At 59.9% G+C, this 22,458-nt stretch carries 18 protein-coding genes; 15 read left to right on the top strand and 3 right to left on the bottom strand.

The window, feature by feature from the left end; all coding sequences use genetic code 11:
- The first annotated feature begins 48 nt into the window (after positions 1-48).
- On the top strand, positions 49-945 hold the full coding sequence (locus AWB76_RS06655; protein WP_061159439.1) for a fructose bisphosphate aldolase: 897 nt from the start codon (positions 49-51) through the stop codon (positions 943-945).
- Between the two features lie 7 nt (positions 946-952).
- On the opposite strand, the gene AWB76_RS06650 is transcribed toward AWB76_RS06655, so the two are convergent.
- The gene (locus AWB76_RS06650) at positions 953-2,188 is read right to left on the bottom strand and encodes an NAD(P)/FAD-dependent oxidoreductase (RefSeq protein ID WP_208606541.1); all 1,236 of its coding nucleotides are present in this window, start codon (positions 2,186-2,188) and stop codon (positions 953-955) included.
- A 257-nt stretch (positions 2,189-2,445) separates the two neighbouring features.
- On the opposite strand from AWB76_RS06650, the gene AWB76_RS06645 reads away from it, so the two are divergent.
- The gene (locus AWB76_RS06645; protein WP_061159323.1) at positions 2,446-2,748 is read left to right on the top strand and encodes a DUF4148 domain-containing protein; all 303 of its coding nucleotides are present in this window, start codon (positions 2,446-2,448) and stop codon (positions 2,746-2,748) included.
- A 57-nt stretch (positions 2,749-2,805) separates the two neighbouring features.
- Here AWB76_RS06645 and AWB76_RS06640 read toward each other — a convergent pair whose 3' ends face one another.
- Positions 2,806-3,750, bottom strand: coding sequence for a LysR family transcriptional regulator (locus tag AWB76_RS06640; protein ID WP_061159322.1), 945 nt, complete (start codon positions 3,748-3,750; stop codon positions 2,806-2,808).
- Between the two features lie 112 nt (positions 3,751-3,862).
- On the opposite strand from AWB76_RS06640, the gene AWB76_RS06635 reads away from it, so the two are divergent.
- From AWB76_RS06635 to AWB76_RS06600, 8 genes are all read left to right on the top strand, one after another.
- Positions 3,863-5,374, top strand: coding sequence for a CoA-acylating methylmalonate-semialdehyde dehydrogenase (locus tag AWB76_RS06635; RefSeq protein WP_061159321.1), 1,512 nt, complete (start codon positions 3,863-3,865; stop codon positions 5,372-5,374).
- Positions 5,375-5,570: 196 nt separating this feature from the next.
- On the top strand, positions 5,571-6,485 hold the full coding sequence (locus tag AWB76_RS06630) for a LysR family transcriptional regulator (protein WP_061159320.1): 915 nt from the start codon (positions 5,571-5,573) through the stop codon (positions 6,483-6,485).
- A 29-nt stretch (positions 6,486-6,514) separates the two neighbouring features.
- Positions 6,515-7,600 carry an NAD(P)H-dependent flavin oxidoreductase gene (locus tag AWB76_RS06625; RefSeq protein WP_061159319.1) on the top strand — a complete coding sequence of 362 codons (1,086 nt, stop codon included), beginning with the start codon at positions 6,515-6,517 and terminating at the stop codon, positions 7,598-7,600.
- A 102-nt stretch (positions 7,601-7,702) separates the two neighbouring features.
- Positions 7,703-8,641: a TauD/TfdA dioxygenase family protein gene (locus AWB76_RS06620; RefSeq protein ID WP_061159318.1), complete on the top strand. Its 939-nt coding sequence runs from the start codon at positions 7,703-7,705 to the stop codon at positions 8,639-8,641.
- A 66-nt stretch (positions 8,642-8,707) separates the two neighbouring features.
- A complete protein-coding gene (locus AWB76_RS06615) occupies positions 8,708-9,793 on the top strand; it encodes an ABC transporter substrate-binding protein (RefSeq protein ID WP_061159317.1) in 1,086 nt (361 codons plus the stop codon).
- Positions 9,794-10,618 (top strand): ABC transporter permease, encoded by an 825-nt coding sequence (locus tag AWB76_RS06610; protein ID WP_061159316.1) that lies wholly within the window; start codon positions 9,794-9,796, stop codon positions 10,616-10,618.
- A gap of 10 nt (positions 10,619-10,628) precedes the next feature.
- On the top strand, positions 10,629-11,411 hold the full coding sequence (locus AWB76_RS06605) for an ABC transporter permease (RefSeq protein ID WP_061159315.1): 783 nt from the start codon (positions 10,629-10,631) through the stop codon (positions 11,409-11,411).
- A 14-nt stretch (positions 11,412-11,425) separates the two neighbouring features.
- Entirely contained in the window at positions 11,426-12,196 is a 771-nt protein-coding gene (locus AWB76_RS06600) for an ABC transporter ATP-binding protein (protein ID WP_061159314.1), read from the top strand.
- Positions 12,197-12,237: 41 nt separating this feature from the next.
- Here AWB76_RS06600 and AWB76_RS06595 read toward each other — a convergent pair whose 3' ends face one another.
- Positions 12,238-13,791 carry a hypothetical protein gene (locus tag AWB76_RS06595; RefSeq protein WP_061159313.1) on the bottom strand — a complete coding sequence of 518 codons (1,554 nt, stop codon included), beginning with the start codon at positions 13,789-13,791 and terminating at the stop codon, positions 12,238-12,240.
- A 524-nt stretch (positions 13,792-14,315) separates the two neighbouring features.
- Here AWB76_RS06595 and AWB76_RS06590 point away from each other — a divergent pair.
- The 5 genes from AWB76_RS06590 to AWB76_RS42010 all read left to right on the top strand — a co-directional run bounded on the left by AWB76_RS06590 (position 14,316) and on the right by AWB76_RS42010 (position 22,448).
- A complete protein-coding gene (locus tag AWB76_RS06590; protein WP_061159312.1) occupies positions 14,316-16,544 on the top strand; it encodes a GNVR domain-containing protein in 2,229 nt (742 codons plus the stop codon).
- A 51-nt stretch (positions 16,545-16,595) separates the two neighbouring features.
- Positions 16,596-17,786: a hypothetical protein gene (locus tag AWB76_RS06585; RefSeq protein WP_157696070.1), complete on the top strand. Its 1,191-nt coding sequence runs from the start codon at positions 16,596-16,598 to the stop codon at positions 17,784-17,786.
- A gap of 20 nt (positions 17,787-17,806) precedes the next feature.
- Positions 17,807-19,624 carry a right-handed parallel beta-helix repeat-containing protein gene (locus AWB76_RS06580; RefSeq protein ID WP_082864362.1) on the top strand — a complete coding sequence of 606 codons (1,818 nt, stop codon included), beginning with the start codon at positions 17,807-17,809 and terminating at the stop codon, positions 19,622-19,624.
- A 259-nt stretch (positions 19,625-19,883) separates the two neighbouring features.
- On the top strand, positions 19,884-20,831 hold the full coding sequence (locus AWB76_RS06575) for a GlxA family transcriptional regulator (RefSeq protein ID WP_061159309.1): 948 nt from the start codon (positions 19,884-19,886) through the stop codon (positions 20,829-20,831).
- A gap of 1,014 nt (positions 20,832-21,845) precedes the next feature.
- Positions 21,846-22,448, top strand: a complete 603-nt coding sequence (locus tag AWB76_RS42010; RefSeq protein WP_244173240.1) for a helix-turn-helix domain-containing protein — start codon at positions 21,846-21,848, stop codon at positions 22,446-22,448.
- Positions 22,449-22,458 lie beyond the last annotated feature (10 nt).

The following is a 22,458-nucleotide window of genomic DNA, read 5'->3' as shown; positions in this document are numbered from 1 at the left end:
ACTGTGCGCGCACAAGTCTGGTGTTTGAACTTCGAGGAGGAAATGTTCGTGGCTAACGAAAAAATGCTCGCGCAAATGGCTGAGAAGGATGGTTTCATCGCTGCTCTGGATCAGAGCGGCGGCTCGACGCCCGGCGCGCTGCGGCAATACGGCATTGCGGACGACGCCTATAACGGCGACGCCGAAATGTTCAAGCTGATGCATGAAATGCGCGTGCGCATCATCACGGCGCCGTCGTTCACGGGCAAGAAGGTGATCGGCGCGATCCTGTTCGAGCGCACGATGGACGGTGAAGCCGAAGGCAAGCCCGTTCCCACGTTCCTGTGGGAAGACCGTGGCGTGGTGCCGTTCCTGAAGGTCGACAAAGGCCTCGAAGCCGAAGCCGACGGCGTGCAGATCATGAAGCCGATTCCCGGTCTCGACGATCTTCTGGCGCGTGCCGCGAAGCTCGGCATCTTCGGCACGAAGATGCGCTCGGTGATTCATCAGGCCGACGAGAAGGGCATTGCCGCTGTTGCGAAGCAACAGTTCGAAGTGGGCGCGCAGATCATCAAGCACGGTCTCGTGCCGATTCTCGAACCCGAAGTCTCGATCAAGAGCCCGGACAAGAAGGGCGCGGAAAAGCTTCTGCGCGACGAACTGCTGAAGGGCCTCGACGCGCTGCCGGAATCGAGCAACGTGATGATCAAGCTGACCATCCCCGACGAAGCGGATTTCTATCGTCCGCTGATCGAGCATCCGCGTGTCGTGCGGGTCGTCGCGCTGTCGGGCGGCTATACGCGTAGCGACGCGTGCAAGAAGCTCGCGCTCAACCACGGCATGATCGCAAGCTTCTCGCGCGCGCTCATCAACGAGCTGAAGAAGGACATGAGCGACAGCGAGTTCGACAAGACGCTCGAACAGTCGATCGACGAGATCTACGAAGCCTCCGTGAAGAAGGCCTAAGCCTTCGTCACTTGTCCGCGCGTTCGGTAGGCGGCGGCGTTTGCACGACGGGCGCCGCCGCCCGGAAGATGTCCTCGCGCGTGCCGCTTCTTGGCGGATAGATGCGCTCGCCGTTGATGGTGCGCTTCGTCGCCTTCGCCGTCTCGCCTTCCGAGACGAGCTTCCTGTCCCATCCTTCGGTGTACACCGCGCCCCACGGCCCGAGATCGCAGATGGTCGTGTACCAGTCGATCGATAGCGGCAGCATCTCCAGCCCGAAGAGATCGCAGACGGCGTTGTTGCCCGCGTAACGTCCCATCGGCCGGCCATGCTGGCACGACATCACCGACGGCCGCGTGCCGTCGATCAATATCCGCGCGCAATCGCCCGCCGCGAACACGCCCGGCACGCCTTCCGCGCGCAGGAACGTATCGACGGGCACGCGTCCGAGCGGATCGAGCGTGACCGGCAATTGCGCCGCGAGCGCGTTCGCGTGCATGCCGCCGCACCAGACGACCGTCGCTGCTTCGATACGCTCGCTGCGGTGGCCGTCGTGGAGCGTGACGCTCTGGCTATCGAGCGATTCGAGCGTGACGTTCGGGCGCATCTCGACATTGAGCGTTTTTAACGCGCCTTCGATGACGTGCTGCGCGCCGCCCATCGATTGCGCGATCGTCGGCGAGCGATCCGCGATCACGACGCGCACCTTGTCGCGATCACCCTCCGCGACGATCTCGCGCAAGCGCGCGGGCAACTCCGCCGCCAGCTCGATCCCCGTCAGCCCCGCGCCGACCACGACCACCGTATAGCGGGCAGGCGTGTCGGGGAGCGCGGGCAGCGTCAGCAGATGCGCCTGCAGCTTGCACGCGCCCGCGTAGGTATCGACATCGAATGAAAAGTGTTCGAGGCCGGGAATCGGCGGACGCACGAGCACGCTGCCCGCCGCGAGAATCATCCGTTCGTAGTCGAGCGTTTCGGATGCGCCGTCCTGCTCGATCGTCACGCGGCGATTCGCGCTGTCGAGCGCGGTCGCCTTCGCCTGAATGAGCCGCACGCCCGCCGGGCCGAGCACGGTGTCGAGCTGCACGAGCGTCGGATCGAGCGGTTGCTCGTAATTGCGCACCCGCACGCTATGAAAGGGCACCGGATTGACGATGGCGACTTCGGCTTCATCGGCGCGACCGAGTTCGTTCAGCTTGCGCGCTGCCGACAGCGCGCTCCACAGACCGGCGAAACCTGCGCCGATCACCAGGATTCGTGTCAAGGTCATTCCCCTTAATAAACGATCGTTCGTGCTATGAGCCGCACGCGGCAGCCGCCTGTCATTGGTTATAGGCGATTCGAAGGGCATTGGTTCCCGTTGCGCGCGGCCGAATTAGTCGGCTTTTCGCCAAAAGTGATTTCGCCGTTTAAGTATTTACCCTAGGGCCTGCGATACCTAAACTATGTTCAACGGTCGCGAACGAGCAAATACCGCAGCGTGAGCGGCCACTCGAAAACTTCTGTACGGAGGAAAGCATCATGAACAAGTTCATCGGTATCGCAGCGGTTGCCTTGGCCTTTGCCGCTCCTGTCGCATCGTTCGCGCAATCGAATCAGCCTTTGACGCGCGCCGAAGTCCGCGAACAAATCGTGCAACTGGAAAAGGCCGGCTATAACCCGGGCGTCGTCAGCGACTCGAAGTATCCCGCCGACATTCAAGCCGCTGAAGCACGCGTCTCCGCGCAAAACGGATACGGCGGCGTGGCGGACGGTTCGGCGCAATCGGGCGCTCGCGTGAATGCGACTCAAGCCGACGTGTTCCCGACATTCGCGCATCACTAAGCAGGAAGTAGTCGTGCACAACGCGCCCGCGTGTTTCACCGGGCGCGTTTTGCCGTTCTAAAGCGGAAAGCCGCCCGCGAACGTCTCGCGTAAATATCCGATGAATAGCGCGACCGCGCGCGGCACATGCGGCGCGTAAGGCCGCACGACGAAAAGCTGATCGGCGAAAGCGCCGACCGGACGCCACTCCGGCAACAAGACGACGAGCTTTCCGGCCTGCACCGCAGCCTGCGCGGTGAAATCCGGCAGCAGCGCGATGCCGAGATCGTCGAGCGCTGCATCGCGCAGCACTTCGCTGTTGTTCGCGGCAAAAGGCCCGTTGACGGCGAGCGTATAAGGGCCGGTCGAGCTGCTTTTGCGCCCGCCTTTTCGTTGAAACGACCAGATGCTCGATGCCTGCGGACGCGGATAGACGAGGCAATCGTGCGTAACGAGATCGTTGGGCGTCAGGGGCGTGCCGCGCCGCTTCAGATAGGCGCGCGTCGCGACGATCACCGAATGCGTGTCGCACAGCTTCCACGCGACGTGCGTATCCGGCACTTGCGCGCTGTGTCGCACCGCAAGATCGAAGCCTTCGGTCGCGATCGAGCTTAATCGGTCCGATGCCTCCAGTTGCACGCGCACGTCAGGATGCGCATGCAGAAATCCCGACATGCGCGGCACGAGCTGCTGCCGCGAAAACGCCATCGGCGCGGTCACGCGGATCAATCCGCGCGCGACGCCCGCCGATTCCTTCACGGAAAGAAAACTCGATGCGATGCGTTCGTACTGTCCGCGCGTGTCGTCGACGAGCCTGCGGCCCGCTTCGGTGAAACGCACGCTGCGCGTCGTGCGCGTGACGAGCGGCACGCCCGCCGCGCGCTCCAGTTCGGCGATGCGCTGGCTCATCGCCGCTTTCGACACGTTCAGGCGCGCGGCCGCCGCCGTGTAGCTGCCTTGCTCCGCGAGCACGGTGAGCCAGTGCAAATGGGTCCAGAGACCTTCGATCTTTTGCTCGTCCATCAGCCGATTGTTTGCCGATATAAACAATGAGTTCAATCATAACGTCTTTGCACGGGACGCATCCCTTCCTACACTGTGTCAATCGCCAAACCAGTCCGTGAGAGGAGACAGCATGCAAGCGTTCAACGATACCGCCGACGTGGTCCATTACATTCACGGCGAGCGCACGCATGGCTCGGCCACGCGCACGCAGCCGGTGTTCAATCCCGCGACGGGCGAGCGCCCGCGCAAGCTCGTGCTGGGCGAAGCCGCCGATGTCGATGCCGCCGTCGCGAGCGCGAAAGCCGCGTTCCCGGCCTGGCGCGACACGCCGCCGATCCGCCGCGCGCGCGTCATGCTGAAATTCCTCGAACTGATGAACAAGCATCGCGACGAACTCGCCGCGATCATCACTGCCGAGCACGGCAAGGTGTTCTCGGATGCGCAGGGCGAAGTGTCGCGCGGCATCGACGTGATCGAATTTGCATGCGGCATTCCGCAACTGCTGAAGGGCGATTACACCGAGCAGGTTTCGACCGGCATGGACAACTGGACGACGCGCCAGCCGCTCGGCGTCGTCGCGGGCATTACGCCGTTCAACTTTCCGTGCATGGTGCCGTGCTGGATGTTCCCGGTCGCGATCGCGGCGGGCAACGCGTTCATCCTGAAGCCGAGCGAGCGCGATCCGTCGGCGTCGCTGTTCATGGCCGATCTGCTCAAGCAAGCCGGTCTGCCCGATGGCATCTTCAACGTCGTGCAGGGCGACAAGGTCGTCGTCGATGCGCTGCTCACGCATCCGCAAGTGAAGGCGATCAGCTTCGTCGGCTCGACGCCGATCGCGAACTACATCTACGAAACCGGCGCGAAGCACGGCAAGCGCGTGCAGGCGCTGGGCGGCGCGAAAAATCACATGGTCGTGATGCCCGACGCGGATATCGATCAGGCTGTCGATGCGCTGATCGGCGCGGGCTACGGCTCCGCGGGCGAGCGCTGCATGGCGATCTCGGTGGCCGTGCTCGTGGGCGATGTCGCCGACAAGATCGTGCCGCGTCTCGCGCAGCGCGCGCAGGAACTCAAGATCAGGAACGGCATGGAAGCCGATGCCGAAATGGGCCCGATCGTCACGCGTCAGGCGCTGGAGCGCATCGAAGGCTATATCGCGCTGGGCGTGGAAGAAGGCGCGAAACTCGTCGTCGATGGCCGCGGCCTCAAGGTGCCGGGCCACGAAGACGGCTTCTTCACGGGCGGCACGCTGTTCGATCACGTCACGCCGGAGATGCGCATCTACAAGGAAGAAATCTTCGGTCCGGTGCTCGCCTGCGTGCGCGTGAAGGACTTCAGCGAAGCGGTCGATCTCGTCAACGAACATGAGTTCGGCAACGGCGTCGCATGCTATACGAGCGATGGCCATATTGCGCGCGAATTTGGCCGGCGCATCGAAGTGGGCATGGTCGGCATCAACGTGCCGATTCCGGTGCCGATGGCATGGCACGGTTTCGGCGGCTGGAAACGCAGCCTCTTCGGCGACATGCACGCGTATGGCGAAGAAGGCGTGCGCTTCTACACGAAGCAGAAGTCGATCATGCAGCGCTGGCCCGAAAGCACGGAGAAGGGCGCCGAGTTTGCGATGCCGACCGCGAAGTAAGGCATCGATCGTCATCTGTGCATCGAGCGCATGAATATCGCCCGCTTTTTCCTGCACGGAAGAAGCGGGCGATTGTTTTGCGGGCTTGCATCGCCGATCTGTTCCCGCGCGTCACAACTCAATTGAAGCGGTGTCGGTTGACCCTGCGGCGGCAAGCGGCGAAGATGCACCGACAACGACGCGAAGTCCATCGACAATGCAGCGGCAATTCGACGACCTTCTTCTCGGCAGCATCGAACTCTTCTGTCTTGCGGCCGAACTCGGCAGCTTCACGCTCGCGGCCACCGCTGCGAGCGTCACGCCCGCCGCCGTGAGCCGTTCCGTCGCGCGGCTCGAAAAACGCCTGGACGTGCGGCTTTTCGTGCGCACCACGCGCCAGATTCGACTGACCGATGCAGGCCGTCGCTACTTCGAGCAATGTCGCGATGCACTCAATCGTCTTGCCGAAGCGGAACGCGAAGCCACCGGTCAGCAGACGACGCCCAAAGGCGTGCTGCGCATCAGCATGCCGACGCCTTACGGTCACTATCGCATGCTGCCGTTGCTCGCCGAATTCAGAAAGCGTTATCCCGATGTCACCGTCGAAGCGCATCTGAGCAACCGCAACATCGACTTCGCGGATGAAGGCTTCGATCTCGCGATACGCGGCCGCGCACCGCGCGATTCCGGTCTGATCGCGCGCAAGCTCGAAGACGCGGAACTCGTCGTGGTGGCGTCGCCCGCTTATCTGAAGCGCGCGGGCGTGCCGAAAACCATCGAGGATCTGCTCGCGCACGAATGCATCCAGTTCGAGATGCCGAGCACCGGACGGCCTGTGCCGTGGCTCTTCATGCAGAACGGCGAACCGCTGGAAATCACGACGCAAGGCGGCTATGGCACGTCGGGCGATGCGCTCGCCGGCATTCCGCTCGCGTGTCACGGCGCGGGCCTTTTCCAGATCTACCGCTTCACCGTCGAGGAAGAATTGCGCGCGGGCACGCTGACCGAAGTGCTGCGCGATTACGGCGGATGCAGCAGGCCGTTCATCCTGCTGTATCCGCATGGCAGACACTTGTCGTCGCGCGTGCGGGCTTTCGTGGACTTCGTCGTCGAGAAGCTCGGCACGCGCTGAATCATGCAACGTTTAGAGGATGCACATTCATGAGCAAGAACGCATTGACTTCGCGACTCGGCATCGACACGCCGATCATTCAGGCGCCGATGGCAGGCGTGAGCACGCCCGCGCTCGCGGCGGCGGTATCGAACGCGGGCGGACTCGGCTCGCTCGGCGTCGGCGCAATGAACGCGGAAGGCGCGCGCAAGGTGATTCGCGAGACGCGTGAACTCACGAGCAAGCCGTTCAACATCAATGTGTTCTGTCATGCGCCCGCGCGCGCCGATGCCGCCGTCGAGCAAGCATGGACCGACTGGCTCGCGCCCGTGTTCGCGCAATACGGCGCGACGCCGCCCGCGAAGTTGAGCGAGATCTATACGAGCTTTGTCGTCGATGAAGCGATGCTCGCGGTGTTCGTCGAAGAGAAGCCGGCGATCGTGAGTTTTCACTTCGGCTTGCCGTCGAAGGACTATATCGATGCGTTGCGCAAGGCCGGCATCACGCTGATCGCGTCCGCAACCAATCTGCGCGAAGCGGACCAAGTGGCGGCGGCGGGCATGGATGCGATCGTCGCGCAGGGCATCGAGGCGGGCGGGCATCGCGGCATCTTCGATCCTCAATCCGACGACGATAACCTCGGCACGTTTGCACTCACGCGTCTTATCGCGAGCAAGTTCGATGTGCCCGTGATCGCGGCGGGCGGCATCATGGACGGCGCGGGCATTGCGGCGGCGCTCGCGCTCGGCGCGCAGGCGGCGCAGCTCGGCACCGCGTTCGTGCCGTGCACGGAGACATCGATCGATGCGGGATATCGGCGCGCAATTCTGAGCGATGCAGCCGAACATACGACGTTCACATCGGCGATCTCGGGACGCCAGGCGCGCAGCCTCGTGAACAAGTTCACCGAACTGGGGCGAGACGACGAAGCGCCTGCGATTCCGGCCTATCCCGTCACCTACGATGCAGGCAAGGCATTGCACGCGGCGGCAAAAGCAAAGAACGAATTCGGTTATGGCGCGCAATGGGCGGGACAGGCCGCCGCGCTCGCGCGTGAATTGCCCGCTGCCGAACTGATGGCGCGATTGCAGGCGGAACTGCGGGAAAGCATCGCGGCCCTGCAGCGATATGCATAGTCGAAACGCTTCGTTGGTTAAGCGTCCTGTCGATGCTTCAATGTTTCCGTCGCATTCAATGCGGCCAGCATCCGACAGACGCATAACCCACGGAGATTTTCGATGTCCGCACTCCCCACGCTCGCCGCCGAATCCACGCTCGAACCCGCCACGTCGAATGAACCGTTTCAGGTGCGCCCCATCGGCGGGCGCATCGGTGCGGAAGTGCGCGGCGTGACGCTTTCCGCCGATCTCGACGACAAGTCCATCGGCGCGATCAATCAGGCATTGCTGCAACACAAGGTGCTGTTCTTCCGCGGACAGTCGCATCTCGACGACGCCGCGCAGGAAGCCTTCGCCGCGCGCTTCGGCGAGACCGTCGCGCATCCGACGGTGCCTTCGCTTTCGACCGGCAGCCGCCTGCTCGAACTCGATTCGAAGCACGGCACGCGCGCGAACTCATGGCATACGGACGTGACCTTCGTCGATGCCTATCCGAAGATTTCGATTCTGCGCGGCGTGGTGATTCCGCCCGCCGGCGGCGACACGGTGTGGGCCAATACGGCCGCCGCGTATGCGAATCTGCCGGAAGCGCTGCGCGATCTCGCCGACAAGCTCTGGGCGCTGCATTCGAACACCTACGACTATGCCGCGACACGCAACGTGCCCGATACGGAATCCGAGCGCGAGTATCGCAAGCAGTTCACGTCGACGCTCTATGAGACGGAGCATCCGGTCGTGCGCGTGCATCCCGAAACGGGCGAGCGGACGCTTGTTTTAGGGCACTTCGTGCAACGCTTCATCGGTCTGTCGCAGCGCGATTCGGATCGGCTCATCGAACTCTTCCACGATCACGTCACGCGGCTGGAAAACACCGTGCGCTGGCGCTGGACACAAGGCGATGTCGCGATCTGGGATAACCGCGCGACCCAGCACTATGCAGTGGCCGATTACAGCGATGCGCATCGCGTCGTGCGCCGCGCGACCGTGCATGGCGATGTCCCCGTGGGCATCGACGGGCGCAGGAGCCGCATCGTCAAACAGGAAACGCGCACCGTCTGACGCGCTTTCCAATGCTGCATGCACCGGCGATGACATCGCCGGCGATCCACTCTCTCTCATTGCACGATGACACTACGACTCAAGCTCTTCGCCGGCGCGGCGACGCTGCTCGCCGCGCTTATCGGTCCCGCGCATGCCGCCGATCCGGCCGTGGTGCGTATCGGCGTCGCGCAGCAGGGCACCGGCGATCCGCCGGTATTCGGCGGTTCTCCTGCGGCCACCGCGTTATTGCAGCATCGTGTCGAGGATGCGTTGCAGCCCGACCACATCAAGGTCGACTGGATATTCTTCAAGGGCGCGGGCCCGGCTGTCAACGAAGCACTCGCGAACAAGCAGCTCGACTTTGCGTATCAGGGCGATCTGCCGTCCGTGCTCGGCCGCGCGAATGGATTGAAGACGCATCTGCTGTTGGCGTCGAACGTGCGTACGGGCGTCTATCTCGCCGTGCCGCCCGATTCCGATATCAAGAGCGTCAAGGATCTGAAGGGCAAGCGCGTCGGCCTATTTCGCGGCACGAATCTGCAGCTCGTCGCCGATAACGTGCTGAAGCAAAACGGCCTCACCGAACGCGATCTGCGCGTGATCAATCTCGATACGGCCGCCTCGCAAGCCGCGCTGGCCTCGAAGGGCGTCGATGCCGTGTTCCTCGACTACTCGCTCTTCAAGCTGCAACGTCAGGGGCTCGCGAAGATCGTCTATGCATCGCGCGACGACGGCGTGCAGCTCACGCGTCAGGCGCATCTGCTCGTGCTCGAAGACTTCGAGCGCGCGCATCCCGACACGGTGCAGAAGGTCGTGACGGCAGTGGTTCAGGCGGCGCAATGGTCGTCCGATGAAGCCAATCGCAATGCGCTCTTTGCGCTGTGGGCGAAGAGCGGCGTGCCGGTCGAATCGTGGTCTTCCGAGTATGCCAATCAGCCGATGAAGGACCGCATGTCTCCGCTCATCGATCCGTTTCTGGTTGCGCGCTATCAGGCCGTCGCCGACGACGCGCTGCGTCTGAACCTGATTCGCCAGCCCGTCAGCGTGAACGGATGGTTCGAACCGAAGTATCTCGACCAGGCGTTGAAGTCGCTGAAGCTCGAAGCGTACTGGCCGCGGCTCGATGCGTCCGGCAAGCCGACCGGTGAACGTCTTGCGGAGAATCGATAAATGGCCAATGCGCTGACTCGCGTATTTCTGCCTGCGAATCGTGCGCGCGGGCCTTCGTCGAAGGACACGTTGCGCACGATCGGCTGGACCGCGTTGCCGTGGATCGTGCCCATCGTGTGCACGTTGCTGTGGTTGCTTGGTTCGCACTATGGATGGATTTCTGCGCAAGTATTGCCGCCGCCATCGCTTGTGTTCGAAACGCTCGCCGCGCTCGTGAAGAGCGGCGAATTGTGGACGCATCTGTCGGCGAGCGTGACGCGCGCGGCGGTCGGGTTCGGCGGCGGCGTGGTGCTCGGCATCGCGCTCGGCGGGTTGCTCGGGTTGTCCCGTACGTTGGAAGCCTACGTGCTGCCGAGCTTCAACGCGATCGTGCAAGTGCCCGTGCTCGGCTGGCTGCCGTTTCTGATGATCGTCGTCGGTATCGGCGAGCCTTTAAAGTATCTGTTGATTGGGCATGCGGCGCTCGTTCCCGTCACGCTCTCCACGTTGCAAGGCTTTCGCAACACGCCGCGCGCGTTGCAGGAAGTCGCGTCGGTGTATCGCTATTCGCGCTGGCAAGTCATTACGCGTGTGACGTTGCCAGCCGCGATTCCCGTCATCGGCACGGGCGTGCGGCTCGCGTTCACGAAGGCGTGGCTGACGCTTGTCGTCGTGGAGCTGGTCGCATCGTCGGAAGGGCTGGGCTATCTGATCGTCTACGGACGTCAGCTCTTTCAGCTCGATCTCGTGCTCGCGGCGGTGCTGATCGTTGGCGCAATCGGGTATGCGGCGGATCGCTTGCTCAACGCGTTCGAGCGCAAGCTGCAACGCGGCCGGGCCAACTGAGGATCAACGTATGTCGACTGTGGATTGGGAAGCGGGAACGGTCAAAGGATCGTGGCGCGGCATCGTGCTGCCGATAGGCGCGCTCGCGCTCTGGTGGTTCGCGTCGCGCGATGCGCAAGTGGGGCACGGCGTGATGGTTTCGCCCGCGCAGGTATGGGATACGGCCATCGAGCAGGTTAGAAGCGGGGCGCTCGCGCGGGCGTTGTCGGCATCGCTTGCGCGCGAATTGACGGGCTTCGCGATCGGCACGAGTCTCGGTCTCGCGCTCGGCGCGTTGCTCGGCGTATCGAAGCTCGCGAATCGTGCGATTGCACCGAGCTTCAACACGTTCAAGCAAGTATCGCTATTCGCGTGGATACCGTTGATATCCGTATGGTTCGGTCTTGGCGATGTCGCCAAGGTCGTGTTCCTGTCGCTTGCCGCGCTCGTGCCCGTGGTCATGCATACGAGCGACGGCATTCGCGCCGTGCCCGCGAACTGGCTCGACGTGGCGCGTGCGTATCGCTATGGCAGGTTGCAGACGCTGGCGTATGTCGTGTTGCCTGCGGCATTGCCGTCGATTTTCACGGGCGTCTATCTCGCGCTCATCTATTCGTGGCTCGCGACGCTCGGCGCGGAGTATCTGCTCGTCGCGGGCAGCGGCATCGGCAATACGCTCGTCGATGGCAGCGAGCAGTTTCGCATGGATCTCGTCGTGTTCGGCGTGATCGTGGTTGGTTTGACGGGGTGGGCGCTGAATGCGTTTGCGCGCGGCGTGCAGCGGCGCTGGTTCGGTGCGTCGCGCACGGCTTGAGGAGAAACCAGAAAATGACGACATACGTAGAACAGGACAGCGGTCTGACGCTGCGGCATGTGACGAAGCGCTTCAATGGCGATGCAGCGCCGCCGGTGCTCGATCGCATCGATCTGTCGATTGCGAGCGGCGAGTTCGTTAGCATTGTCGGGGCGAGCGGATGCGGCAAGTCGACATTGCTGCGGCTCATCGCGGGTCTCGATGGCGATTACGACGGCGAGATCGACTTCGGCGGCGAGCGTGTCGTGACGACCGATCTGTCGCGCGGCATCGTGTTTCAGGATCATCGGCTCTTTCCGTGGCTCGATGTCGAACAGAACGTCGCGGTGGCGTTGCGTAATGCGCCGCTATCGAAGGCGGAGAAGGCGCGGGCGGTGTCGGAGCATGTCGAGCTTGTGGGATTGAAGGGATACGAGGGGCATTATCCGCATCAGTTATCGGGCGGCATGGCGCAGCGTGTGGCGATTGCGCGCGGGCTCGTGAACCGTCCGCGTCTCCTGCTGCTCGACGAGCCGTTCGGCGCGCTCGATGCGCTGACGCGCAGCCGATTGCAACTCGAATTGCAGCGGATTTGGGAGCATGAACGGATCACGATGGTGCTCGTCACGCACGACGTTGAAGAAGCGGTCCTTTTATCGGACCGGATCGTCGTGATGCAGGCGCGGCCGGGGCGTATCGGCGAAGTGGTGGACGTCGCGCTGCCGAGGCCGCGCAAGGTCGGTGATCGCAAAGTGGCCAGACTGCGCGACGATATCGTCGAAGGGTTCTTTACAGAAGCGGCCTGAGGCTGGGCTTCGATGACGGCCGCTCTCGAATGGCACGAGCGTCAACTACATATCTCGTCGCCTTCAAACTTCAGCGTGGGTGAATAGTCGATCGCTCCACGGTTCTTCAGCAAGCGGGACACTTCCTCGAAGTGCGCATAAGAAGGCGATAAAGCGAAGATATCGAAGCGCTGACAACCGGGACGCCTCGTCGATGCATCGGACGAAAACGCGCATAAGCGAGAGTTCGAACAGGCGATTCCGTTCGTCAGAAGAGGGACCAGAAAGACTTTGTATTGCTTGTCCGTCACATAGTCGATCATCGCATGGCAAAGATTATCCCAGGAGCGCGGCGGATTGGCCGCTAACGGAATGGGATTGGTGAGGAATGAAAATTTGCAGTGCGCGTCGATTAGATCATAGGAACCGGCGTCGATTTGCGCATAGTCGATAAGCTTGTGGGCATACTGCGGCGTGTTGAGTCCCCACGCATCGTGCGTGATCCAGTTGGTGTGATAAGCAAGGCGCCCCGCTTCGGTCACGAGCATCTTGCCATTGAGCCGGGCGAGGTCCTGCGAGACGTAGTAGTACGCTTCCGACCGCGATTCCGCGACGGTCTCCGCCGTCTGCACGGTGATCTTGATTCCGCACAGCACCGACAGGATCGTGAATACGACCATTGGACGGAGCTTCGTTTCGCGGCTCAGCATGAACAGCGTGCCGAAGAACATCGGAGCGAGGAAGCGGTTGCCGGCGTTCTGCTCGAGTCTCATCCAGCTATAAAACACGCAGGGCAAGAAGAAGTACCACGCGAGACGCCGCAGCAGACGCACTCGGTCCTCGCTCATCAGGCAGGCCGGGATAATCGGTGCGAATGCCGACAGAACATACAACCCTGAATAGCCATAGAAGAGAATCAGATTGCGGTCGCCTGCTGATTTGACGAGAAAGGGCAGAGGCAGCAACTCTGAGAAATACCACGCGCGCCAGGCGAAGTAGATCAACCCGGGCAAACACAAATAGAGCAGGAAGTTGCGAAGCTCCTTGCCGAGTTCATGGCGGCCGCGTCCTTCCACGAAACGCAGGAGCACAAGTCCGGCACCCCATACCACGCCATCGGGGCGAATCAGACACAGCAGCAAAACCAGCGCGTAAAAGGATGCATAGGGGCGCAGGCTCGTCACGATGCAAAGAACATAGACTGCGCAGAAGAGCAGCGGGCTGAATCCCTGAAGGGCCGCATATAAATATGGCGTGAATAGCAGGCCGATCAATGCAATGATCCGCCGCGCACTGTCTTTCAATTGCGACAAGATGATCAATGCGCCCGCGAAGTTCAGCGCGAGAGCAGAAAGGAATTCTGGAACCCCGGCTTTTTTCAGGCCGGCGATGACCAGCATCCAAAGAAAGTCGGTGGCCCCTTCTACGGGAATTCCCGAGTGGCCATAGCTGATCACTCCGGTTTGCGCAAGATTCCTTGCATATTCGAAGAGGATGACGGCATCCTCAGTCGGGACCGCATATAGATACGCCAGCCAGAAAAGCGGCAGCATCACCGCGATGCACAGCGCTAGCGTGAGCGTAGCCGGAGCAGTTTGCCGGTAAGTGATATCCATGATGGTCCCTGTGCGATGCCAGCTCGCAGGATCATGGTATGAGGCAAGGTCCGGATGGCCGCGAAGCCACGTCGAACACGAAATTGGCGCAAGCTGGCGAACCGATCATAGACCGCGTCACTTTGCGACGCTGGACAACATATTGGTCATTTTCGCCCATCCGCGAATGCGGCCCGCATGCTTTCCGGAGTATGCGTCCTCGCACACACGCCGTCGAAAAATTTGCTACACGAAGATAAAGTGCACTGTTAATCTGCACTCCGCGGCGCGACCGCCTGCATGTTGTCCATAGCGAAGCATGCTAACAATCAGATGAAATTCTTCGACGTCAAACCCCGAAACCGGCCAGAGCGGGAAGTGCGCTGGAACGCGGGGGCTCTTCAGATTTCGGTGCCTCGTTACGCGACACAGGACAGAAAAAAGCTTATGGTCGCGCTGCCCGGATCGGCTTCGAATGATCCGAAATAAGCGTTACGAAGTATTGGGTCGGGACTTTCGACTTCAGGGATCATCGGAGAACGAACATGAACCGAGACAGCACGTCGTTCGAAAAAAGCTATCCCGACGAAGACCCGCCAGCGAGATTCGCAAGTTATCTCGACACCATCTACGACAACCGGAAGCTGATCGGAGTGATTACCGCGATCGTGCTCGCCTTCGGTGTTGCGTATGCGTTTCTGGCCCAGCCTGTCTATAGCACGGACATGCTCGTGCAGGTCGAACAAAGCGCCGATACGGCGACATCAAGGAATGCATTGGGCGATGTGTCGTCGATGTTCGACGTCAAGACCGCCGCCTTGAGCGAGACTCAGGTGATCGGCTCGCGCTCGGTGGTGAGCCAGGTCGTAGACAAGATGCATCTGTATATCGAAGCATCGCCGCGCTATGTCCCCGTGATCGGACGCTGGATCGCGGAGCATTCGGATGCAATGTCGACACCGGGTCCGTTCGGCTATGCGTGGAGCAAGGAACGAATCGAAGTCTCGCAGTTCGATGTACCGCGAGAGTTATACGGGCGAACATTCGTGCTGACGAAATGTCCGGGTCGAGCCTTCGACTTAAGTTATCGCGACATCAAACTAAGCGGCGCGATTGGCGACGTATTGCAGGCAACGACTATCCACGGTCCGGTCAAACTGCTTGTCGACAGTATCGACGCGGAGACTGGCGCGACGTTCGTGTTGAGGCGCTTGTCGCCTGTCATCACCACGGAGAAGCTGCGCAAGGAATTGACGATCGAGGAGACGGACAAAGGTTCGAACGTCATCAGCGTGTCGTTGACGGGCACCGATCCACAAAAGATCAGCGCGATCCTCGGGGCTATCGGGGCGGAGTACGTCAGCCAGAATATGCGGCGTAAATCGGCGGAAGCCGAACGTTCGCTCCAATTTCTTCAACTGCAATTGCCGGATCTGAAGGAGCGTCTGGACGCTTCGGAAACGCGCTTGAACACTTATCGTGCGGCGCACGGCACGGTGAATCTCGGTGAGGAGGCGACGAGCTTGCTTCAGCGCTCGATCTCGGCTCAGACCAAGCTCACGGACCTCGAAAAGAAGCGCCAGGAATTGCTTTCCCGCTTCACCGAAGACCATCCGGCGGTACGTTCGGTCGATGCGCAGATACAGGTCGCGCAGCGCGAGGCGGACGACGTCGGCCGCGCGACACGCCTGCTGCCCCCGCTGGAGCAAGATGTCCTTCGACTTCAGCGCGACGTGACCGTGGGCGCCGGGCTCTACGCCACGTTGTCGAGTACGCTCGAAGAACTCAAGCTCGTCAAGGCAGGAAAGGCGGGCAATGTCCGTCTCATCGATAGCCCCGCCGTGCCCGAGGACCGCGTTCGCCCCAGACCGTTGCGTATCATCGCGGCATCGTTAGTGCTTGGCCTGTTTGTCGGCATCATGACGTCGCTGGCGCGCCTGCTCATGTTCGACGCGATCGACGACCCCCACGAGGTCGAGCTACGCACCGGGCTTCCGGTCTACGCGAGCGTCCCATACAGTCGACTCGAGGAGAAGCTCGCGCGCCGCCGCCGCGCTGGAACGGAAAGTGTGATTCTCGCGCAGGAATCGAAAGCGGACCACGCGATAGAAAGCCTGCGCGGCCTGCGAGCGACTCTGGAGTTCGCGATGCTCAACGCGCGTAACCGCATGGTGCTCATCAGCGGTCCGACGCCGGGTGTCGGCATGTCGTTCATCGCGCTGAACCTTGCCGCAATCATGGGTGCCGCGGGAAAGCGCGTGCTGCTCGTCGACGCTGATATGCGACGGGGTCTTTTGCATCGTCATGTGGGCGGTGAACGAGGACCGGGCCTCTCCGATCTCATACAAGGCGCGTCATGCGCCGACGATTTGATTCGATCGACTGCGCTGGCGGGCGTCGATTTTCTCCCCGTTGGAAGCGTCGTGTCGAATCCGAGCGATGTGCTCTCGACTCACAACCTGCAAGCGCTGGCGAGCCAACTGTCTGCGGCGTATGACGTTGTACTTCTGGATGCGCCGCCAGTGCTTTCCGTGCCGGACGCTTCGCAATTGGCGTCGCTGTCGGGCACCACATTGCTCGTCGCGCGGCAAGGCATGACCGGACTCGGCGAACTGCGCGAATCAATACGGCGATTTGCGAAGCTCGGAGTGACGGTTCGTGGCGTCATCGTCAATGGACAGCGCCTGCGGCCTGGCCGATACAGCTACGACTACGGACGTTACCGCTATTCGAACTACACCTATAAAGGGCACGAGACAGAAGTAGTGCGATAAGAAATTCTATCCGATCACTTGCGCGAAAATCTCAAAGTAATGAATTCAGCCATGGCCAGATCGAAAATAGTGAACTCCATTTTCTGGGCAACCGTGTTGATTGCCCTCCTGTATTCGTCGTATCGCTATCCGTTGCAGATCAACTCCGCTCAGACGAGCCCGACCTACTCCGACACGCCGCCGTTCCTGCAGGCGGCGAAATATCTGCTTCTGGCAGCCGCCTGCGCCGTCATCGCGGTCGCGGCCGGCGGGCTGTACATTCCGCGAAGGAAATTGGGTTTCATAGCCCTGTATCTTGCGTTGCTGGTGTGCCCCTTCATTCACCTTACCTTTGATGGAGAACCAAAGCATCTCGCGTTCGCCTTCGTTGCAGCCGTCGCTTTTTTTGTTTCTTTATCGGTGCGCGCCGTGACCATGAGTTCGATCGACGCTTTCATGAAGTTCACGCTGTATCTCTCTCTGCTAGTCAACCTCATTCAGATTATCCTGTTCTACTCGATTGGCCGGCTTCCGGCTCTTGCGTACGAAGATACCTTGTCTGTCCGTTTCGGCAGTTTCCTCGATGATCCGAACGGTTTCGGAGCCTTGTTGTTTCTCCTTCTGGGCTACGCGTTCTGCTCGCCGAGAACATTGGTAAATCGGTTGTGCATCCTGGGTGTAATCTTATCGATCGTCTTCTCGCAGTCCTTGACTGCAATTGCCTTTCTTGTATTTCTGATCCTGCTATGGGGATTGATGAATCATTTCAAGGCAACTGTGCTTATTCTCATGATCGCTTGTCTCCCGTTGCTAATGCCCGTTCTGTTCGGCGACTTCAGACCCGACGGAAGTGAGTTGCTGGATGTGGTCCTCACGTCGAAAGAGGCGAGCTCTGACGCCCATTTCGCTTCGTTCAAAGTGGCCAATCTCGCCGACTTCTCCGTCTGGATTCTGGGCGCGGATGGCTACTCGATTTCAGAATCCTGGTGGGTTACCTCATTGAATAACTACGGATTGATCTGGACGGCGGCGCTGCTGGCCATGTTTTCAGCCTTCATGTGGCGTCTCTACAATGCGCTTCGCGAGACGAATAGTCAGAGGTCGAAACGCGTGCTCTTCGCTGCACTATTGTTTTCGATCTACTTCGTGGTCGCCTCGGCAAATCTGCCGTTTCCGACCGTGTTCCCGATAAATTTCATCTTCATGTTGCTCCTTTGTCTCTTCATGCTCAAAAAGGTGCAGGAAGACGAGGCGTCCCGCTGACGGTCGGGGTCGACGCGGCCATGAAACGACTATGGCACTGGTTCCCGATTGCGGCCCTCATGTGCAGCAATCTCACCGTTGCGCAGGAAGGTGCCGTTCGAAAATCGACTGTCGACGGCACGGCCGCTTATCTATCGGCTTCGGCACATGCGATCGCAAGGAAGGTCGCGAAGAAATTCGATTCGAGCGTCGATTGCCATGCACGATTCGCGGCGGATAATACCGGCGCGACCGATGCGACGAAAGCTCTCAACCGATGCTTTGCCGCAGGCGGCAACGTCCGCCTGAAGGCCGGAATTTATAGGGTTTCGTCTTATCTTCTCGTGCCGGCCAATACGTTCGTCACCGGCGACGGACCGGAAAGCACGATCATTCAATTGACCGCCAATGTTCCACTCTATGAACCTTGGGGCAGCGCCGATCAACGTCAGATTGTGCTGATCAATGGAGACAACGCCGGGGTATTCAATCTGCAAATCGATGCGGGCGGCTTCAACGGCTGCGGCATCGGCGTCTGGCACTCTGCGAATAACTTTATCGGCGGCAATGACATCTGGAATTGCGGAAGCAGTGCGCAAGGGATCTTGCAGACGGGATCGAGCCATCAGTATGTCTATAACAATCGCATTGTTGACACGATGCATGGCATGGAAATATGGCAGGTCACTCACGGCCAGTATTCGGACAACGTGATCGATACGGCTTCAGACGGCGGCTTCTTCGAGGCCGATAGCGAAGATCTGATCGTCAACGGAAATACGATATCGAATTGCGGTGATGTGGGACTCGACGCGGAAGGCGGAGTGGATGTGATCCTTATCGGAAACACCGTACGTAACGCGAACTTCGGAGAGCTAAGTTACTTCCGGAACGGAACCGGATCGGGGCGTATTCCGCGCAACGTGGTCTTCGTCAACAATACGGCCTATCGCACGCCTGCTTACCTATCGGGTGCTGCAAAGGCAGTTTCACCAACAAGCACGGAGGCGGGCGCAATCATGCTGTCCAGCTCGACCGACGGACAAAAAGGAATCGTGTTCAGCAACAACACGATTCATGCAACGGGACGTGCGGCGTTGTGGGCGAACGATCAGGGCGCAGGAGTGCGGACAGGATTCGAGATCGTTCACAACGACTTCACCAGCGACGAGACGATGTTTACATTCAATCGTGCGCAGGGTGCAGTCATCAAAGAGAATCACCTGCACGGACTGCCGGGAGCGGAGATTCACGAAGGCGAGTGGAAGAATCCCGATGGCGGCGCATTCGTGAACAACTCGTTTGAATACGACGTGACAAAAACCAAGGGCTATGCGTTGCGCTACTACACGGATTCGCCGATCGCCACGAGTCCGATCATTGCAGGCAATGCCTGCCACAATTGCGGCGCATATGCATTCGAGCACGACCCCTACAATTCCGGCGTACCAGCGATCGTCCATGACAATGCGTTCTCTGACGCATGGCAGCCGAACGGGGGCGTTCATGTGACTGCAAATGGCTATCCGCTATATCGCGGTCAGCGCTTGCGGGTCTCGTTTTCTGGCGTCCACACTGCGAGCCTGGACCTGTCGACATTGACGGCCTTGGGTGGCTCGTCGACTCACGCGAACATTACGTTGCAGGTCTGGTCGGCCGGCGCGCAAGGAAGCACCTACAAGCTGGCCCGTCCCGCGGGCGCGGCAATCACCTCGAACGATGGCTCGGGTATGGGCTCTGGCGTCGGCGCGAACGCGAGCTGCCACGCCACGTTTTCGGGCACGACAATCAGGCTCACTGGCATCGCCGCGCAGTCGGTGACAGGTTATCTGACGCTCGATCTGACTTCGTCCCGATGAGGGATGCGGTCGCCGGTCACTGCACGAATCCAATCCTAAAAGTTATCGACTTTCGACCACCCCCGAGGGATCAACAAGTCAGGAGAATAAAATAGATCGGGAGTTTTTTCATATGGATGACTATTTGATCAGCTGTCGACGAAATTTTTTCTTGCCTGTATTCTGAAAGTGAGATCAACTCGACGCATGCGTTCATAAGCTTGATGGCCAATACACGCGTTCCATACGAAGATTCAAGAATCAAACTGGAGGACACGTGATGTCGACCTCACGTCCCGTCCGCGAAAGTGCAGCGCTATCTGGCGACGACGTTCGTTCGCAGCCTTCCAGGGCGATCAAGCGTATCGGAATCGTTTTGTACGATGGTTTTTCATTGCTGGCGGCCGGCATTCTGGCTGAGGCACTTCACACCGCGAACGAATTGCAATCAGAAGATTCGAAGCATGCGTTCACGTATCGGGTGAATCTCATATCGGCGAGCGGCGGTACGGTTTCCTGTTCGTCAGCGATGTCCGTCTGGACGCAGCCGTGGGACGGAGACGACGTCGATAGCCTCGATACGCTTTTCGTCGCGGGCGGAAGCGGCGTTGCGCGTGCATTGGCCGATGACGCCTTCGTCGAATTGCTTCGCAGGCTCAGCGCGAAGAGTGACAGCATCATTGCAATCGGGAATGGCCACATTCTGTTATCTGCCGCTGGCGTGCAACAACGCGACTCGCAATCTCTGAAGCATGATAGCGATCAAGCTTTGATGAGTTCTCTCACCCTTCTGAAGAAGGACCTCGGATCGGAAATCGCAGCGCGTGTTGCGCATCGTCTGGGTTCGAGCGCAGATATCTCGCTGGAGAGCGATCTCGAAGAAATGCATACCGCGACGTTGAGAGAGAAGGTATGTGCTTCGGCCCGCTGGATCACGCAGAACTGTGCGAAGCCGATATCTATCGTCGATGCCGCGCGAATGTCTTCGATGAGCGAGCGTAACTTTCTGCGTCTCTTCAAGCGGGAAATTGGCATCACCCCTTTGCAGTATCTTCTGCGCGCGCGGCTAGACCTCACGTGCAAGCTGTTGAAAAGCACTGATCTTCCGGTCGACAAGATTGCTCGCCGCGCGGGTCTCAGCAACGGAGAGCGGCTGTCGAAGCTGTTTCGCAAAGAACTTTCGATGTCGCCATCTGAGTTTCGCGCACAGAGTCGCAACAGGGAATGACGTCTCAAGACAACCCGTACGCGCATGCGATTCTTTGAGCCTAAATGAAAGAGGTTATCGTTTCGGAGATAACCTTTCTGGAAGTCTTCTCCAAATAGCATGAATGTGCGGTAGAAAGAACCGTGCGCTACGCCACATTCTCTCCTCTTGATCTGGCAAATGTCGTGGTTTCGACCTAGGCTTTCCTACGTGAAAGCCCCTAACTTTCATCTTTATTTCAAGTTATTAGCGTGCCGAATTAAATGTCACGGCGTGTCTACTGTTCTTGATGATCAAATCGTGTACGGCATCCGATGCAGTAACGATCGCCGGTAGACGACCCGCTTCATTGCCCTGGTGGTTCAGAACCACAAATCCGCTCGATGGGATGATCGGTTCCGCGCGCTGAGGCCGTGAACGTACGTTCATACGTCATACAGAATAGTCACATCTGCGAGTCCGATGCAACGTTGCTCGTCTGCGGAATTCACGCCCGCTGGAATGTGCGTTTGCCCACGGTCTCCCGCAATTTGAGCAGGCAGTATCAGACAAACCCTCGGACGAGTTTTCGCTCTTCAATGTGCGAAAAGAAAAAAAGGCCACAGAATGCGATGGACGCAGCTGGTACCACAACGAACTTGAGAGGAACCAATGGCTATGTCACGCACGATGCCCCATTCCGACGAAAACGGGAGCAGCAGATCCCGAACCTTCGATCAGCCAGTCATCAAACAAATCGGCATTGTCTTATATGACGGATTCTCTCTCGTAGGAGCGGGCACACTGATAGAAACGCTGCACATCGCGAACGAATTGCAGGCGTCGATCGAAGGATTGCCCTTGACCTATAGCATTGTTCTTCTGTCGGCTCGTGGAGGGATAGTCGCTTGCTCGTCGTCCATCTGTGTATGTACCGAGCGCCTAGACGGGCGGCGATCCCGCGCGTGCGACGCGCTATACGTCGCTGGCGGAGCCGGGGTAGCAGACGCGCTGGCGGACGACGGACTCATCGAGTTGTTGAGGACCGCGCCATCCATGAGTGCTGTCATCAGCGCGCTGGGTAGCGGACATGCGCTTTTGACAGCGGCCGGCCTGTCATGCAATACATGCGCGTCGCAAGGGCGCGATCTGTTCACGCATGACTATCCCGTCCGGCCTCGCGAAGAGCGCAGCCATGCATTGATGTATGCGCTGGGCCTGCTGAAACGGGATCTCGGTTACGACGTTGCATCGTTGGCCGCAGAACGCCTACTCGACAACCAGCACATGTCGATCATGTTGAGCGAGATTGCGACGCCGAGCGCCGCCGAGAAGGCACAGGAATCTGCGCGCTGGCTGGAAAGGAATTGCGAAAGGCCCGTCTCTGTCATTGACGCGGCCCAGACCGCCGCAATGAGCGGAAGAAACTTCTCTCGTCATTTCAAGCGTCAAATGGGGCTCACGCCGTCACAATATTTATTGAACGCGCGCATTAAACTTAGCTGCGAATTGCTGACGAACAGCGAACTACCCATTGACAAGATAGCCCGCCGAACCGGCCTGAGCAGTGGAGAGAGGTTATCGAAGTTATTCAGGAAGCAGTTCTCCATGTCACCTGCCGAATACCGTGCCCGCAAACGAGAAGAAAGCATAGGCTAGCGACATTTTT

It is taken from the genome of Caballeronia temeraria, from assembly GCF_001544795.2.
Classification (GTDB): domain Bacteria; phylum Pseudomonadota; class Gammaproteobacteria; order Burkholderiales; family Burkholderiaceae; genus Caballeronia; species Caballeronia temeraria.
This window is presented reverse-complemented; position numbering and strand designations above follow the sequence as displayed.